General features: G+C 70.2%; 16 protein-coding genes. 10 read left to right on the forward strand and 6 right to left on the reverse strand.

The features are described 5' to 3' along the window. Window positions 1-57 precede the first annotated feature (57 nt). Window positions 58-2,625, forward strand: a complete 2,568-nt coding sequence (locus LXM64_RS01050) for an HtaA domain-containing protein (RefSeq protein WP_234074261.1) — start codon at window positions 58-60, stop codon at window positions 2,623-2,625. A 204-nt stretch (window positions 2,626-2,829) separates the two neighbouring features. Continuing rightward, a complete protein-coding gene (locus tag LXM64_RS01055; protein ID WP_234074262.1) occupies window positions 2,830-3,180 on the forward strand; it encodes a potassium transporter Trk in 351 nt (116 codons plus the stop codon). A 2-nt stretch (window positions 3,181-3,182) separates the two neighbouring features. Here LXM64_RS01055 and LXM64_RS01060 read toward each other — a convergent pair whose 3' ends face one another. Next, window positions 3,183-3,773 carry a zinc-binding alcohol dehydrogenase gene (locus tag LXM64_RS01060; protein WP_234074263.1) on the reverse strand — a complete coding sequence of 197 codons (591 nt, stop codon included), beginning with the start codon at window positions 3,771-3,773 and terminating at the stop codon, window positions 3,183-3,185. Between the two features lie 278 nt (window positions 3,774-4,051). Here LXM64_RS01060 and purM point away from each other — a divergent pair, with 278 nt between their 5' ends. Together purM and purF are read left to right on the forward strand one after the other, a co-directional pair. Further along, on the forward strand, window positions 4,052-5,104 hold the full coding sequence (gene purM / locus LXM64_RS01065; protein ID WP_234075509.1) for a phosphoribosylformylglycinamidine cyclo-ligase: 1,053 nt from the start codon (window positions 4,052-4,054) through the stop codon (window positions 5,102-5,104). 6 nt (window positions 5,105-5,110) lie between these two features. Further along, window positions 5,111-6,571, forward strand: coding sequence for an amidophosphoribosyltransferase (gene purF / locus LXM64_RS01070; protein ID WP_137418328.1), 1,461 nt, complete (start codon window positions 5,111-5,113; stop codon window positions 6,569-6,571). A 96-nt stretch (window positions 6,572-6,667) separates the two neighbouring features. Here the strand turns inward: purF and LXM64_RS01075 are convergent, their stop codons facing one another. Continuing rightward, a complete protein-coding gene (locus LXM64_RS01075) occupies window positions 6,668-6,862 on the reverse strand; it encodes a DUF3073 domain-containing protein (RefSeq protein ID WP_137418327.1) in 195 nt (64 codons plus the stop codon). Window positions 6,863-7,007: 145 nt separating this feature from the next. Between LXM64_RS01075 and LXM64_RS01080 the strand changes: the two genes are divergently transcribed. Then, on the forward strand, window positions 7,008-7,502 hold the full coding sequence (locus LXM64_RS01080) for a universal stress protein (protein ID WP_234074264.1): 495 nt from the start codon (window positions 7,008-7,010) through the stop codon (window positions 7,500-7,502). A 3-nt stretch (window positions 7,503-7,505) separates the two neighbouring features. Here the strand turns inward: LXM64_RS01080 and LXM64_RS01085 are convergent, their stop codons facing one another. From LXM64_RS01085 to LXM64_RS01100, 4 genes are all read right to left on the reverse strand, one after another. After that, window positions 7,506-8,111: a PadR family transcriptional regulator gene (locus LXM64_RS01085; RefSeq protein WP_234074265.1), complete on the reverse strand. Its 606-nt coding sequence runs from the start codon at window positions 8,109-8,111 to the stop codon at window positions 7,506-7,508. Then, window positions 8,111-8,944 (reverse strand): DUF4097 family beta strand repeat-containing protein, encoded by an 834-nt coding sequence (locus tag LXM64_RS01090; protein ID WP_234074266.1) that lies wholly within the window; start codon window positions 8,942-8,944, stop codon window positions 8,111-8,113. The genes LXM64_RS01085 and LXM64_RS01090 overlap by 1 nt, the downstream gene beginning before the upstream one ends. 224 nt (window positions 8,945-9,168) lie before the next feature. Further along, complete coding sequence (locus LXM64_RS01095; RefSeq protein WP_234074267.1) at window positions 9,169-10,032, reverse strand: class I SAM-dependent methyltransferase; 864 nt, start codon at window positions 10,030-10,032, stop codon at window positions 9,169-9,171. Between the two features lie 76 nt (window positions 10,033-10,108). Beyond that, window positions 10,109-10,273, reverse strand: a complete 165-nt coding sequence (locus tag LXM64_RS01100) for a DUF2207 domain-containing protein (RefSeq protein ID WP_137418322.1) — start codon at window positions 10,271-10,273, stop codon at window positions 10,109-10,111. A gap of 229 nt (window positions 10,274-10,502) precedes the next feature. On the opposite strand from LXM64_RS01100, the gene LXM64_RS01105 reads away from it, so the two are divergent. The 5 genes from LXM64_RS01105 to LXM64_RS01125 all read left to right on the forward strand — a co-directional run bounded on the left by LXM64_RS01105 (window position 10,503) and on the right by LXM64_RS01125 (window position 15,835). Continuing rightward, a complete protein-coding gene (locus tag LXM64_RS01105) occupies window positions 10,503-10,772 on the forward strand; it encodes a DUF7218 family protein (RefSeq protein WP_137418321.1) in 270 nt (89 codons plus the stop codon). Window position 10,773: 1 nt separating this feature from the next. Next, on the forward strand, window positions 10,774-11,736 hold the full coding sequence (locus LXM64_RS01110; RefSeq protein ID WP_234074268.1) for a DNA topoisomerase IB: 963 nt from the start codon (window positions 10,774-10,776) through the stop codon (window positions 11,734-11,736). Between the two features lie 76 nt (window positions 11,737-11,812). Then, window positions 11,813-12,187 carry a fluoride efflux transporter FluC gene (locus LXM64_RS01115; RefSeq protein WP_234074269.1) on the forward strand — a complete coding sequence of 125 codons (375 nt, stop codon included), beginning with the start codon at window positions 11,813-11,815 and terminating at the stop codon, window positions 12,185-12,187. Then, complete coding sequence (locus LXM64_RS01120) at window positions 12,184-12,555, forward strand: fluoride efflux transporter FluC (RefSeq protein WP_234074270.1); 372 nt, start codon at window positions 12,184-12,186, stop codon at window positions 12,553-12,555. Before LXM64_RS01115 ends, LXM64_RS01120 begins: the two co-directional genes overlap by 4 nt. 115 nt (window positions 12,556-12,670) lie before the next feature. Then, window positions 12,671-15,835, forward strand: a complete 3,165-nt coding sequence (locus LXM64_RS01125) for an efflux RND transporter permease subunit (protein ID WP_234074271.1) — start codon at window positions 12,671-12,673, stop codon at window positions 15,833-15,835. The last annotated feature ends 117 nt before the right edge of the window (window positions 15,836-15,952 follow it).

Raw genomic sequence — 15,952 nt, forward strand, 5'->3', positions numbered from 1 at the left:
GATCGCAGATCGAACGACAGTCGCGATCATCGACCCGCCTTCCGCAAGGAGTTACCCGTGCACAGATCACCTCGAGCGTCGCTGCGGCGCCTGCTCGCGAGCGCGGTGGCGACCGCGCTCGTCGCCTCCGCCGCCGTCTTCGGCGCCGCCGTCCCCGCCCAGGCCGCCAGCTACACCCTTTCGGCGACGGCAGCCGTCGACCCCGCCGCCTCCGTCAGCGTCTCCGTCACGGGCGGCGGCTACGGCAGTGTCCCGCTCCTGCCCGGCCAGTCGCAGCGTTCGCTGTACATCGCGCTCATCCCCGCCGACACGGATCTCGGCAGCATCCAGCTCGGCGGCAGCATTCCCGCCGCAGCGGTCTACCCGGACGACTCCGGCGCCATCTCCGGCTCGCTCGAGCAGTCGGCCGCGACGTTGGACCGCACGAAGTCCTACGACGTGATCGCATGGCCGTCCCGTTCGAACCCCAGCGAGAGCAACCTCTACGCGCGCACCGGCGTAGCGATCGACTGGGCGGCGTTGTTCCCCGCGACGTCGACGACCACCACGCTCGCAGCCTCCCCGGCATCCGCCGTGGCCGGAACCGAGGTCGTGCTGACGGCGGCCGTCGCGCCCGCCGCGGCGGGATCGGTCGAGTTCTTCGACGGGGCCGCATCCCTCGGCACTGCGCCCGTGGATGCCGGGACGGCCGTCCTGCGCACCTCTTCGCTGAGCGTCGCCGACCACACCCTGAAGGCTGCCTTCACGCCCGCCGACACGTCGGCATACGCGGCGTCGACCTCGACCGCGACCACGGTGTCGATCACCGCGCCCCCGTCCGAGCCGGTGTTCACCCCGGTGCTCTCGGTGTTCCTCGCCGACGGGACCACGCCGTACACCGGACAGCCCGTGTACAGCGACGATGTCCTCGTGGTCCGCGGCTCCGGCTTCGACCCCGCGTCCAACGTCGGCGGGCGCGGGGTGCCGATCCCCAACACTCTCCCTCAGGGCACCTACGTCGTCTTCGGCTCGTTCCTCGACACCTGGCGCCCCTCTCAGGCGGCGCCCTCGTCGGCGCGCAAGGTGGTCTCTCAGCTGTGGGCTCTGACCGCCGACACCGTCTCGAAGGTGCCCGTCGCCTATCAGAGCGCAGTCCGCCAGCAGTGGACGGAGCTGGCGACCGATGGCACGTTCACGGCGAACCTCGTCGCGAAGGATGCGGCCAGCGCCCTCTCCGGTGGGCGCTGGGGTGTGTACACCTACGGTGCCGGCGGTGTCGTGAACGCGCAGCAGGAGCTGTCCGTTCCGGTCAACTACGTCGGCGATCGGGTTGAGCCCGAGCCCGAGCCGGAGGGCGATCCCGCCGTCACGGTGACGCCGAACACTCCACTGGACCCCTCAGCCGAGAATGTGCTCACGGTCAGCGGGACCGGCTTCGTCGGAGCCGGCGCGGCGAACGGCGCCTATGTCCTGTTCGGCGAGGCATCCGTCTGGAGCGGCGGGGCGCCGCTGCCGTCCGCGGGGTGGATCGCCCAGGCGTGGGTGCCGTCTTCGGTCATCGTCGACGGCGCGTTCTCGGTGCAGCTGACGGTGCCTGCAGGGGTCCTCGACCCGTCGAAGAGCTACCAGGTCGCGACCTCCGCGGCGCACGGCCTGTCGATCACGGACCGCTCGCTCGACACCTTCACGCCGGTCGCGGTCGCCGCACCCCTCGCCCCCTTCGTCGGCTTCCCGGTCGGCGCGAGCGCGCAGCAGGGCGGCGTCCTCACGATCACCGGAGGCGGCTTCCAGCCCGGTGACGCCGTGACCGCCGTCGCTCACTCAGAGCCGGTGACCATCGGCACGGTGCCGGCGAGCGGCAGCGGTACCGTCACGTTCAGTTGGAACGTCCCCGCGGACTTCCCGACGGGCGCGCACACGGTCGAGCTCAGCGTGGACGGCGCGGTCGTCGCATCCGCTCCCTTCTCCGTCACCGCCGCGGCCGTCGTTCCTGCCGTCGAGCAGGTCGCGGCGCCCGTGTGCGTCGCACGCGCCGTATCGGGCGCGAGCATCGACTGGGGGGTCAAGGCATCGTTCCGCTCCTACGTCACCGGCTCTGTCGCGAACGGGTCGATCGACGGTGGCTGGGGATCGGGTTCGGGCGCGTTCAACACCGAGGCCGACCGCGGGCGGGTGAGCTTCGGCGGATCCGTGCACTACACGGGGCACAGCGGCGCGCTCGACATGACGCTGTCCAACCCCCGCATCCAGATCAACAGCGCGAGCTCCGCATCGCTCATCCTGAACGTGCAGTCGAAGGGCTTCAACGGCTCGCCCGACACGAACGCCTCGGGCATCGTCTTCGCGACGCTGTCCCTGCCTCAGGCCCAGGAGACGGCGAACCGCGTGACGTTCTCCGGGGCGTCGGCGACGCTCACCTCGGCGGGCGCGCAGGCCTTCGCCGGCTTCTACGAGGCGGGCACGGCGCTGGACGCCGTCACCTTCTCGCTGCCGCTCGGCGCCGAGGTGCCGTGTGACGCCGCGACAGACAACGCGCTCGCGTCCACCGGCAACGCGGCTCCGACGGGCGCCCTGTGGCTCGGCATCGGCGTCATCGCCTTCGGCGGGATGCTGCTGATCGCCGTGCGACGCCGTCAGCGAGCCTGACAGACTCGACGCCCCGCGAACGGCTTCCGCGGGGCGTCGAAACCCGAAGCGCCGGTCCTGGGGGCCGGCGCTTCGGTGTGCCGCCGGGCACCGTCACTCGTGCAGGATGACCCGGGAGCGGTTGTGGCCCTGCTCGCCGGCCCGCGACCTCGAGACGGCGCGGAGCGGCCCGTCCGTGTGTGCAGCGGATGAGACAATGGACCCATGGCCCCCGAGCCGCAGGACCCCCAGACCCCCCGCACGGTCACCGATGAACACGTCGAGACCCTGCGGGTGCGTCGCGCGCCCAAGTACGGCGTCTTCCTCGTTCTGGGTGCAGCCGTGGGTGTGCTCGTCGCGATGATCCTGACCTTCGTGTTCCACGGCACCGAGGAGCCGAGCGCAGCGGGCGTGCAGTACACCCAGATGCAGGTGTTCGGCTTCCTCGCCCTCGTCTGCGCCGTCGTCGGCCTCACTGTCGGCGGAGTCATCGCCCTCCTCTTCGACCGGGCGATGGCGCGACGCGCCCGCGACGTCTCGGTCGAGGTGGCCCACGTCCGCCGCGACGAGGACTGAGCTCAGGCCAGTTCCGCGATGATCGGGTGGATCGCCGCGTCGAAGGCCACCACATCCCCGCGCAGCCCGTCGGTCACGGCGATCGTGAGGGAACCGATCCACCAGAGCCCGCGCTGGGCGAGCGGCAGCACCTGCACGTTCAGCTCGAACGAGTGCGCGCGCCTGCCCACCTCGCGCTCGTGCACGGCGATCGCGCTCGCGTACGCGCGGTAGGACGAGCCGCGCACGCGATCGGTGTGGACCGCGCTTGCGGACCGCGCGAAGGCGAGCGCCGCGCCCGCATGCGGGACGATCGCCGCGCGCAGCTCGTCGGCGCCGTCGGCGGGGAGCGCGAGCAGCGTGTCCATGCCCGCGACGAGCTCCAGCGGCACCTCGGAAGGGTGCGCGAGCGGCTCGACGGTCATCGCCCACAGTGCCCGCCACTGCCTCTCCAGCACCGCATCCGCCGGGGGCGCGTCGGTGGGAACGCCACGCAGCCCTGGCAGTTCCTCGGGGCTGCGGATGCCGAGCATCTGCCGTAGGTAGAGCGCGGCGAGCACGCTCGGCCCCGCGTCTTCGCGGACCACCCATTGCGGCCTCTCGGCGCTCGGCATGCCGACATTGTAGGGGCCGCCCGCCCCTCGCCGGGTGCGTTGCGCCCAGGCGCGCATCTCACCGGTATCCGTGCGACGACGTGTGCACGACCGATCGCACCTCGGTCGGCTCATGCGACTCGTGCGTACACGTGCGCCCCACCGATCGTGCAGATGTCGCACCGCTCTCCCGCGGCGGAGCGACGGTGCGTTCGTCCGGGTAGGCTGAGGGGGTGGCTCCCGATCCCTATGCCGCCGCGGGTGTAGACACCGCCGCGGGTGATCTGGCCGTCGAACTCATGAAGTCGGCCGTGCGTCGCACTCAGGGCCCCGAGGTCCTGGGTGGCGTCGGCGGATTCGCAGGGCTGTTCGACGCCTCCGCTCTTCTCGGCTACCGCCGGCCGCTGCTGGCCTCCAGCACCGACGGCGTGGGCACCAAGGTCGCCATCGCGCAGGCGATCGACAAGCACGACACGATCGGTCAGGATCTGGTCGGCATGGTCGTCGACGACATCGTCGTGGTCGGCGCCAAGCCGCTCTTCATGACGGACTACATCGCGTGCGGCAGGGTCGTCCCCGAGCGCATCGCCGCCATCGTGCGCGGCATCGCCGAGGGCTGCGAGGCCACCGGAACGGCGCTCGTGGGCGGCGAGACGGCCGAGCACCCCGGGCTCCTCGGGGTCGCGGACTACGACGTCGCGGGTGCCGCGACCGGCGTGGTCGAGGCCGACCGTGTGCTGGGCGCCGATCGCGTCCGCCCCGGCGACGCCGTGATCGCCCTGGCCTCGAGCGGACTCCACGCCAACGGCTACTCGCTCGTGCGTCACATCGTCGCTCGCGCGGGCGTGCAGTACGGCGACCACGCGGCGGACTTCGGCCGCACGTGGGGAGAGGCCCTCCTCGAGCCCACCCGGCTCTACACGACGCCGATCCTCGCGCTCATCGACGAGCTCGGCGCCGACGTGCACAGCCTCAGCCACGTGACCGGCGGCGGCATCGGTGCGAACCTCGCCCGCGTGCTCGCGCCCGGAAGCTGGGTCGAGGTCGACCGCTCCACGTGGTCGCCTGCTCCGGTGTTCCGCGTCCTCGCCGATCTCGGCGACCTGGAGCTCGAGGCCACCGAGGGCACGTGGAACCTGGGCATCGGATTCTTCGCGGTCATCTCCGCCGAGCGCGTGGATGCGGCCGCATCCGTCCTCGCCCGGTACGGCATCGATGCGTGGCAGGTCGGCGTCGTGGGCGAGGGAGCCCGGGCCGACGGTGAATGGATCGAAGGCGCCAAGGGCGTCGACGGCGGTGCCGTGCGCCTGGTGGGCGCTTACGGCGACAGCACGCGAGACGGAGCGAAGTAACACCTCATGTGCGGCATCGTCGGAATGGTCGGGCAGGGTCCGATCAATCAGGACATCTACGACTCCCTCCTTCTGCTGCAGCACCGCGGACAGGACTCCACCGGCATCGCGACCGCCGAGGGCACGGGCGTCTTCCACATCGCCAAGGCGAAGGGGCAGGTGCGCGAGGCGTTCCGCACCCGTGACATGCGCGCCCTCCTCGGTGAGATCGGGCTCGGTCACGTGCGCTACGCGACGAAGGGCACGGCATCCAACGAAGAAGAGGCGCAGCCCTTCTACGTCAACGCGCCCTACGGCATCGTCTTGGTGCACAACGGCAACCTGACGAACACGCGAGAGCTCACCGAGGAGCTGTTCCGCAAGGATCGCCGCCACCTCAACACGAGCTCCGACACCGAGCTGCTCGTCAACGTGCTCGCCGGTGAGCTGCAGGCCGAGATCCCGGGTCTCGAGCTGGACGCCGAGCAGGTCTTCCGCGCCGTCGCGCGGGTGCACGAGCGCGTCGAGGGCTCGTACGCCGCGATCGCCCTGATCGCCGGTCACGGTCTGCTGGCCTTCCGGGATCCGTTCGGCATCCGCCCGCTGATCCTCGGTCGCCGCTCCAACCCGGACGGTCACGACGAGTGGGTCGTGGCCTCCGAGTCGCTCGTGCTCGACAACGCCGGCTTCGAGGTCGTCCGCGACGTCGCCCCCGGCGAGGCGGTGTTCGTCGCGCTCGACGGCACACTGCACGCACGCCAGTGCGCGAGCGACACGACGCTCGCGCCGTGCTCGTTCGAGTACGTGTACCTCGCGCGTCCCGACTCGGTCATGAACGGCATCTCGGTGTACGAGACGCGACTGCGCATGGGTGACCGCCTCGCAGACACGATCGCGAAGTACACCCCGCAGGGCAAGATCGACGTGGTCATGCCGATCCCGGACTCGTCGCGTCCCGCGGCGATGCAGGTCGCCCGCAAGCTCGGCATCGAGTACCGCGAGGGCTTCTACAAGAATCGCTACGTGGGTCGGACGTTCATCATGCCCGGCCAGGCCGTGCGCAAGAAGAGCGTGCGTCAGAAGCTCAACGCCATGCCGAGCGAGTTCAAGGGCAAGAACGTGCTGCTGGTCGACGACTCGATCGTGCGCGGCACGACGAGCAAGGAGATCATCCAGATGGCGCGCGACGCGGGCGCCCTGTCGGTGACGTTCGCCTCGGCCGCGCCGCCCGTGCGGTTCCCGCACGTGTACGGCATCAACATGCCGTCGCGGCACGAGCTGGTCGCGCACGGCCGGACGATCCCCGAGATCGCCGAGGAACTCGGCGCCGACTACATGGTCTACCAGGAGATCGATGACCTGAAGGCGGCGATCCTCGAGGGCTCGGACATCACCGACCTCGACATGAGCTGCTTCGACGGCCGCTACGTCACCGGAACCGTCAGCGACGAGTACCTGGCCTGGGTCGAGGGCACGCAGACGTCCTGACATCACAGAGCAGCCGCACGGGCACCGATGCGGTGCGCCGTGCGGCCTGGCTGTGACGACGAGCGGGCGAGGTGCCGCTGCGTGGGCGCCGGTGGGTTACCGGGCGCCCTCGAGCGAGTCCTCGTCCTCGTCTTCGTCCTCGTACTGGTCGGCCCACTTGTCGACGTACTCGTTCTCGTCACTCGGGTGACCGAGTTCGCGCTCGAGCGCCGCGTAGTTCACCGACGGGCTGAATGACTTCAGCTCACGGGCGATCTTCGTGTGCTTCGCCTTCTGACGGCCACGCCCCATGCGAGACCCCCTCATATTCTGACGGCGAGGGCTGCAGCTGGCGCCCGTCGCATCCGCGTAGTCCGGTTTCTGAACCGGGAAGAGTAGCATCAACAATAACACGGCGGTTCGCGGGGTCTCTCCCGCGGCCGCCCGCGGAGGAGTCATGAGCGAAGAAGCTGTCGGGCCGGTCGTGCTGGGAGCGACCGCGGACCTTCCCGATCGAGTGTGGAACGAGGCCGCCCGCTACGCGCGGCTCTTCGGGCGTGATCTCATCGTCGCGTATGTGGATGTGACCCGGTTCGTCACCTATGCCGATCCCGACGGTGTCGAGCACAGCGCGCCCATCGACATCAACCTCGCGGCGGGGCAGGCGCAGGTGGACGCGGTGCGTGACCGAGCCGAGAAGCTCCTCGAGCCGGATGGGTGGACGCTGCGCTCGCTCGTCGGCGATCCCGCGATGGCGCTGAAGGATCTGGCCGATCAGGTGGACGCCGTGATGATCGTGGTCGGCACCCGCAGGCGCGGATTCGGTGAGACCCTGCGGGAGTTCTTCACCGGCTCCGTCGCCGCGCGCCTGGCGCACCGCCAGCACCGGCCGGTGCTCGTCGTCCCCCTCGAGGAGCCCCTGGCCGATGCCGACGACCCCTGGGTCGAATAGCTCCTAGCCGCGCAGTCCGCGGGTGAGCTCGCGCGCCGCCGCATCCATCGCCTCGATGAAGGCGTCGACCGCTGACGCGGAGAGCTGGCCGCCGCGGGCGACGTGCGTGCGCATGTCGGCGCGCACCTGCGTGCGGAACTCGGTGACCGCCGCCTCTGCGCGTCGCAGTTGTTCGCGTGCCGCACTGCGCTCGTCGTCCTCATGGGGGCGGGCGGGAGCATCCCGGTCCGCCTTGGACGCTGCGGCGAGATCGGCGCGCAGGCTCCGCATCGCCTCGCGCACACTGCCACGGACCTCCTGGGCGATGAGGCGCACGGAGTCGGCGAGGTCGGACTGGATGCCCTCGAGCTCGCCCGCACGGGCCGCGACCTCGGCGCGCCCCGCATCCGTGAGCGCGTAGACCGTCTTGCGACCGTCGACCGTCTTGGTGACCAGGCCCTCCTCCTCCAGCTTCGCGAGGCGGGGATAGATCGTGCCGGCGCTCGGCGTGTAGGTGCCGCCCGTGCGGTCGGCGAGTGCCTGCATGAGGTCGTAGCCGTGGCGCGGGGACTCGTCGAGGAGGCTCAGCAGATACAGGCGCAGGTCGCCGTGCGAGAACACCGGGGCCATCACTGCTCGTCCTCCGCGGCGGAGCGGCGCAGGACCGTGATGTCGCCCGAGACCGAGTTCGCCCGGACGTCGACGAAGCTGCCGCTGAGCTCGCCGATCGAGCCGGAGTAGTTCGTGGTGGGTCCGCTGCCTCGGCCGGACTGTGGCACCCCATCGATCTGCACGCGTCCGCTGACACTGCGCACCACGTAGTTGGCGGGCAGTCCCGCATCCAGACGGATGGTGGTGCTGCCGGCGACGGTGTTCAGCCCGATCTGGTGCACCGGTCCGATCGCGTCGATCATCATGCTGCCGGACACCGTGTCGACCGTCGCCTTCGTGATGCGGCCCGTCGCCGTCACGTCACCGGAGACGCTGTTCGCGTTCAGCGCGCCGTCGAGTCCTCGGCTCTGGACGTCGCCCGACACGGCGTTCACGGTGAGGTCGCCGCTCAGTCCGTCCACGATCACGTCGCCCGAAACCGTGTTGACGCGCGCATCCGCGGCGAGGCCGGAGACGAGAGCACTGGCGTTCACGACGCCGAGGGTGAGCGCGATGTCCGCGGGCACCGCGACGCTGATCTCGGCCTTGGGGCCTCCGGAACCGAAGTTGCGGAACACCTCGAGGAAGTTGTCCCAGCGCAGCTGCGGGTGGTCGATCTCGATGCGGCCGTCTTCGGCGGAGATGCGCAGATCCTTGGTCGTCACTGCGTGCACTTCGATGCGCACCCCGGGTTCGTCGTGGGCGACGATGTCGATCTCACCGCCGACCAGACCCACCTTCAGGTGCGTGATGTCGTCCAGGTCGATCACGCGGGTCTCGCCGGGGTGGATGAGCCACTTTTCCGGTGCCATGTCGGTTCTCCTCGTCTATCGAGATATATCGCGTTGCGAAGATAACACGATATATCTCGATCCGGAAGACCCGAACTCCTGCAGATCTGCTGATTCGGCCTCTCGGCGTCGCCCGCGCAGCGAGTCTGCAGGAGTTCGGGCGGCGGGCGGCGGAGCCGGGGCGAGCGGCGGCCGGGGGAGGGAGGTATCGGGGCGGCGGGTGGAGGCGCGGATGTGACTCAGGCTCAGGCGGGCTTGGTGGCGCGGATCGTGTAGGTGAGCGGCATGACGCCGGCGAACCGGCCGGTCAGCACCCACTCGCCGTCGGTGGCCCGATGCGTCATCCGACCGGGCAGCGCCTCCCACGGCACGCTGTCGTGTTCGACGAGCGCGTCGATGCGCAGGCCCGCATCCAGCAGGGCGGTCACGATCTCGCCCAGGGCGTGGTTCCACTCGTACGTCTTGGTCGCCGTCAATGGACGCGTGGTCGGCACGTAGGTGGAGTCATCGTCCCACTCGAGCGGCTCGGCGGGCTCGAAGTAGGAGAAGCGGAGGTGGATGTCGTCCTCGAGCGTCTCGTTGACCGACCACAGGATGGGGTGGCCCTCGCGAATGAACAACGACCCGCCGGGCGCGAGCAGCGCCGCGACGACCCGCGCCCACTCGTCGACCCGCGGCAGCCAGCACAACGCGCCGATGCCGGTGTAGACGAGGTCGAAGGATGCGGGCTGCAGCACCGATGCCGCATCCCGCACATCGGAGCGTACGAAGTCGACGTCGTCGCCGGACTCGGCGACGAGCCGTCGGGCCTCGGCGATCGCCGTCTCGGAGAAATCCAGCCCGGTGACGTGCGCGCCGAGCCTGGCGAGGGAGAGCGTGTCAGTACCGATGTGGCACTGCAGGTGCACCGCGCGCTTGCCGCGGATGTCGCCGAGCAGAGGCAGGTCGAAGCGGACGACGTCGGAGAGCGCCTCGTGGTCGTCGACGAAGCGCTCGATCCCGTACCCCGACCCGTCACGGGCGGCGTGGAGCTCGGCGCGCTCGTCCCAGTTGGCGCGATTCGCCTCGACGAACGGGGTGGGATCGATGTGCTCGCGCGCGGAGACCATGCGCTCACGCTACCCGCGGACGGCCGCGCGCGAAAAAGGGGCACCCGTCGGCGACGGATGCCCCTTCTTCGAGGTGTCAGACCTTGCTGCCGCCTCGAATGACTCGGAGCAGGAATGCGATCAGCGCGATGACGCCGACAATGAGGGCCACCCACAGCAGCCAGTTCAGCGCTGTGTTGAGGCCTCCGACGATCGCCAGCACGATGGCGACGACGATGATGATGAGCAGTGCGATGTTCATCTGGATTCTCCTCGTTCTCGCCGGGACGCCGCGCGACCCGGATGCCTCGTGGGCACATCCCAACATTCCCACTGCGCACTCACAGCGTCAGAGGGGTTGACGCTCGAAAGCGCCCGGTGCTACTCGCGTAGGCGCGCGTCCTCTCACATGTCAAGCCCGCTGATGTACGGATGCGGCGCGCTCTAGCGTCGGGGAAACGCCTCGTGGACGCGGGGCGGGAGAGGCCGACATGCCGGGTGGACGCGGGGCGAACAGCCTGAAGGATCCGAAGCTGTACGAGGAGTTGCGCGACGAGGGCGCCTCGAAGGAGAAGGCCGCGCGCATCTCCAACGCGGCGGCGCGCGACGGGCGTTCGGCCGTCGGCAGGCGCGGTGGGCGCTCCGGCGACTACGAGGACTGGACGGTCCCCGAACTGCGCAAGCGCGCGAAAGAACTCGGTCTCACCGGATACTCCGGCAAGCGCAAGGCGGAGCTGATCTCGGCTCTGCGCAACCACTGACGTGGCGCGACTGGCCCGGGTCGATCCCGGATCGGACGCGGGGATCTCCCGCACGCGCAGCGGCACGGGGTTCAGCTACACGCGGCCCGACGGCACGAAGGTCACGACGGCGGAGCGTGCTCGCATCGAGGCCCTCGTCATCCCGCCGGCGTGGCAGGACGTGTGGATCTGTGCGAAGGACAACGGTCACATCCAGGCGGTCGGCACCGACGACGCCGGTCGACGGCAGTACCTGTACCACGCCGACTGGTCGGTCAAGCGGGACAAGGGCAAGTACGCGCGTGCCCTCGCCCTCGCGGAGTCGCTGCCGCGCGCCCGCGGCCGGGTGACGGCGGCGCTGCGGCGAGCGGACGACTCGCGCGAGGCCGTGCTCGCCGCCGCGTTCCGGATGCTGGATGCGGGAGCCATCCGGATCGGCTCCACGAAGTACCTGCGCCGCGGCGGCGGGCGGGGCCTCACGACCCTGCAGCGGCGCGACGTCCGCGTCGAGGCCGGGGTGATCGAACTCGACTTCCCCGCGAAGAGCGGGGTGCGCGCCCGCATCCGCATCGAGGACGAGGACCTGGCCGTCGTCCTCGAGCAGCTGACGGCGGGGCGCCCGCGTTCGCCGCTGCTCGCCTACCGGCGCGGTCGACGGCGGGTGGCTCTCACGCCCGGCGAGGTGAACGCCTACATCCGTGTGCTCACCGGAGGTGACTTCACCGCGAAGGACTTCCGCACGCTGCGGGGCACGGTCACCGCGGCGGAGAGCCTGGCGCGTCTCGGGCACGTGGAGTCGAAGAAGGCGCGCAAACTGGCGGAACGCGACGCCGTGAAGGCGACCGCCGCGGTGCTGTGCAACACGCCGTCCGTCGCGCGCAGCAGCTACATCGATCCGCGCGTGTGGCGGGCCTATGCCAAGGGGCGCCTGCTGGAGTCGGGCGTCTCGCCCGAGACCGCGATCCGGCGTCTCGTCGAAGGCTGAACTCCGGCGACGGCTGACGAGCCGCGCGTAGATGGATGTCGGAAGGAGACGTCCGCGGCGGGAGTAGCGTTGCCCCGTGGCAGCAGGCTTCTCGTGGCGGCATCTCGGGCTGATCGTCCTCGGCGGCGCGATCGGCACCGCCGCACGAGCCGGGCTCCTGCTCATCGACGCCCCGGCGTGGCATCCGATCGCGGTGCCCGTGATCAACGTCACGGGTGCGTTCGCGCTGGGGCTGTTGACGGCGGTGCTCACCCGCCGCGCCGAGACCGCGCGCTCGAGAGATCTGCGTCAGCTGCTCGGAACCGGCGTGCTCGGCGGCTACACGACCTACAGCACGTTCGCGGTTCAGGCCGTCGACGGGGCGGCCGTGGCCCTCACGCTCGCCACGGCGGCCGTGGGGCTCGCCGCCGCCTGGGCGGGCCTCGCCCTCGGGCGGAGGGGGGCCGCGTGACGCCGCTCGTCTTCCTCATCGTCGTCGTCGCCGGCGGCGTCGGGGCGGGCGCGCGCTACGTCGTCGACCTCGCCGTCACGACCCTCGTGGGCGCTCGCTTCCCGTGGGGCACGCTCGTCATCAACGTGACCGGATCGTTCGCGCTCGGCCTGCTGACCGGTGCGGTCTCGGATGCGGCTCTGCTCGCCGTGGCCGGCACGGGACTCCTGGGCGGTTTCACGACCTTCAGCTCGGTGGCCGCGGTCAGCGCCGTCATGGCGACCGAGCGGCGCGGATGGGCGGCCGCGACCAACACGGTCGGAACGCTCGTCCTGGCGCTCGCCGCCGCCGCGGTCGGTCTCGCGGTCGGCGGGCTCGTCACCCGGTAGCGGGATATGCCCGGCGACGGCCCGAGAACGCGTGAGATACTGAGCCCGATACAACCCTGTATCGTGCCTCCTCGCCGCTGCACCTTCTCGAGTCGGCCGTCCTGAAAGCGCTCCCGTGTCACATCTGGCAGTCCTCAGCCTGAAGAACCGCGCCCTCATCGCGCTCATCACGATCGTCGCGGCGATCTTCGGCTCGCTCGCGCTCACGAGCCTCAAGCAGGAGCTCATCCCGTCGGTGGAGTTCCCGCAGCTGTCGATCCTGTCGACCTATCCCGGCGCTTCGCCCGAGGTCGTCTCCAACGACGTCTCGACACCGATCGAGACGGCGATCCAGGGCGTGCCCGGCCTCGAGTCGACGACGGCGACGAGCACCACGAACGCCTCGATCGTGCGCGCCTCGTTCACGTACGGCACCAATCTCGCCACCGCAGAGCAGAAGATCAGCCTCGCGATCGGCCGCATCAAGGACCAGCTGCCGACAGGTGTCGAGCCCAACGTCATCTCCGTCTCGATCGATGACCTGCCCGTCATCCAGCTCGCAGTCACGGGCTACAGCGACGCGCAGGCGATCCAGGACAAGCTCGAGTCCGCCGTCATCCCCGAGATCCAGGATCTCGCCGGCGTCAACGCCGCGCAGATCGTCGGCGGCATCGGCAAGCGTGTGGTCATCACCCCGGATGCGGCGCAGCTGGCCGCATCCGGCTTCACGCAGCAGGCGATCACGGACGCACTCGACAAGAACGGCGTTCTCTTCCCGGGCGGTGCGATCACCGAGGGCGATCAGACGCTGACCGTGCAGACCGGCGCCAAGATCACGTCGGTCGACGAGCTCGCGGCGCTCCCTCTCGTGCCCACGGATGCGGCGCAGTTCGGCGCGGGCACCGTGACGATCGGCCAGGTCGCGACGGTCGCCGAGGCGGCCGACCCCGTCACCTCGCTCTCGCGGGTCAACGGGGAGCCGGCTCTGACGATCGCCGTCACCAAGCTCCCGGCGGCGAACACGGTCGACGTCTCCCGCGCGGTCACCGACGCACTGCCGCGCCTCAGCGACGCGCTCGGCGGTGACGCCCAGTTCTCCGTGGTCTTCGACCAGGCGCCCTACATCGAGCAGTCGATCGAGGCGCTGGCGCAGGAGGGGCTGCTCGGGCTCGTCTTCGCCGTTCTCGTCATCCTGATCTTCCTGCTGTCGGTGCGCGCGACGATCGTCACCGCGATCTCGATCCCGACCAGCGTGCTGATCACCTTCATCGGCATCCAGGCGTTCGGCTACTCGCTCAACATCCTGACCCTCGGTGCTCTGACCATCGCGATCGGCCGCGTCGTCGACGACTCGATCGTCGTGATCGAGAACATCCGCCGCCACTACGTCGGCGACGCCGACAAACGCGCCTCGATCCTGCTCGCCGTGCGCGAGGTGGCGGCGGCGGTGACCGCATCCACGATCACGACCGTCGCGGTGTTCCTGCCGATCGCCTTCGTCGGAGACCTGACGGGCGAGCTCTTCCGTCCCTTCGCGTTGACGGTTACCCTCGCGATGGTCGCATCGCTGTTCGTGTCGCTCACGATCGTGCCCGTGCTCGCGTACTGGTTCCTGAAGCCCGGTAAGCCGGTGCAGGGACCCGACGGCGAGAGCATCGACCCGGAGGATCCCTCCGCGCCGCCCTCGCGCCTGCAGAAGGCGTACCTGCCGGTGCTCTCCTGGACGCTCAAGCACTCGTGGGTGACGCTCGGACTCGCCCTGCTCGTCCTGGTCGGCACCGGCGCGCTCGCCCCGCTGATGAAGACGAACTTCCTCGGCGACTCCGGTCAGAACACGCTGACCATCACGCAGACGCTGGGTCCGGCCGCCAGCCTCGACGCGGAGGACGCCGCGGCGTCCCGCGTGGAGGAGACCCTCAAGGGCGTCGACGGCATCGAGACCGTGCAGGTCTCGATCGGCTCGAGCGGCTCCGCCGTGCGCGATGCGTTCTCCGGCGGCAGCGGTGGCATCACCTACTCGATCACGACGGATGCGGGAGCCGACCAGCTCGCCCTCCGCGACCGCGTGCAGTCCGCCCTGGCCGATCTCGACGACGTGGGCACCATCGCGCTCGCCTCCTCCGGCGGCGGCTTCGGCTCGAGCGACATCGAGATCGATGTGACCGCGCCGGACCAGCAGACGCTGCAGGAGGCGACGGATGCGGTGCAGTCGGGCCTCGAGGGCAAGGACGGCATCTCGCAGGTCACGAGCAACCTCTCCGCATCGTTGCCCTACATCGCCGTGACGGTGGACCGGGATGCGGCCGCTGCCCGCGGCCTCTCTGAGGTCGCCGTCGGCGGGCTCGTCTCCGGCACCATGCAGCCTCGCCAGGTCGGCTCGGTCGAGATCGACGGCACCTCGCTGACGGTGTACCTCGCCGCATCCCAGGTCCCGGTCACGATCGATGATCTGCGAGCACTCACCATCCCGAGCGTCGGCGGCGTGGTGCGGCTCGACGAGATCGCGACGGTCGAGCAGAGCCAGGGGCCCACCTCGATCACGACCGAGCGCGGTCAGCGCACGGCCACGGTCACCGTCACCCCGTCGGGCGACGACCTGACCTCGGCGAACGCGACCGTCAACAAGGCGCTCGCCGACGTGTCGCTGCCGACGGGGGCCGACGCCTCGCTCGGCGGTGTCGTGACCCAGCAGAGCGACGCGTTCACGCAGCTGGGCCTCGCGATGCTCGCGGCCATCCTGATCGTCTACATCGTCATGGTCGCGACCTTCAAGTCACTGCGTCAGCCGCTGCTGCTGCTGGTTTCCGTGCCGTTCGCGGCGACCGGCGCCATCCTGTTGCAGATCGCGACGGGTGTGCCGCTGGGAGTGGCCTCGCTGATCGGTGTGCTGATGCTCATCGGCATCGTGGTGACGAACGCGATCGTGCTCGTCGACCTGGTCAACCAGTACCGCGAGAAGGGGCTGAACGCCCACGACGCGACGGTCGCGGGCGGCTCACGCAGACTCCGTCCCATCCTGATGACGGCGGCGGCGACGATCTTCGCGCTCACGCCGATGGCGTTGGGGATCACGGGCCACGGCGGCTTCATCTCGCAGCCGTTGGCCATCGTGGTCATCGGCGGATTGGTCTCGTCGACGGTGCTGACACTGCTCGTGCTGCCGACGCTCTACAACCTCGTCGAGGGTGCGAAAGAGCGCCGGCGTTCGCGGCGCGCCGGCGACGAATCGGCATCCGGCTCGCCCGGGACCGCCGGGGAACCCGATGCTCCGACGACCCGGCGGGCGCTGCGAGGGTCGTGACCTCGAGGGCGACCGACGATTCGTCATCGGACACCGTGGCGCGGGTGACGAGCGTCGGCTCCGTCGACGCCGACGCGGGCACCGCCGGCTCGGCCTGAGCCGCGGGTGAGGCGCACG

Origin of the sequence: Microbacterium binotii (assembly GCF_021398715.1) — a bacterium.
Taxonomy (GTDB): domain Bacteria; phylum Actinomycetota; class Actinomycetes; order Actinomycetales; family Microbacteriaceae; genus Microbacterium; species Microbacterium binotii_A.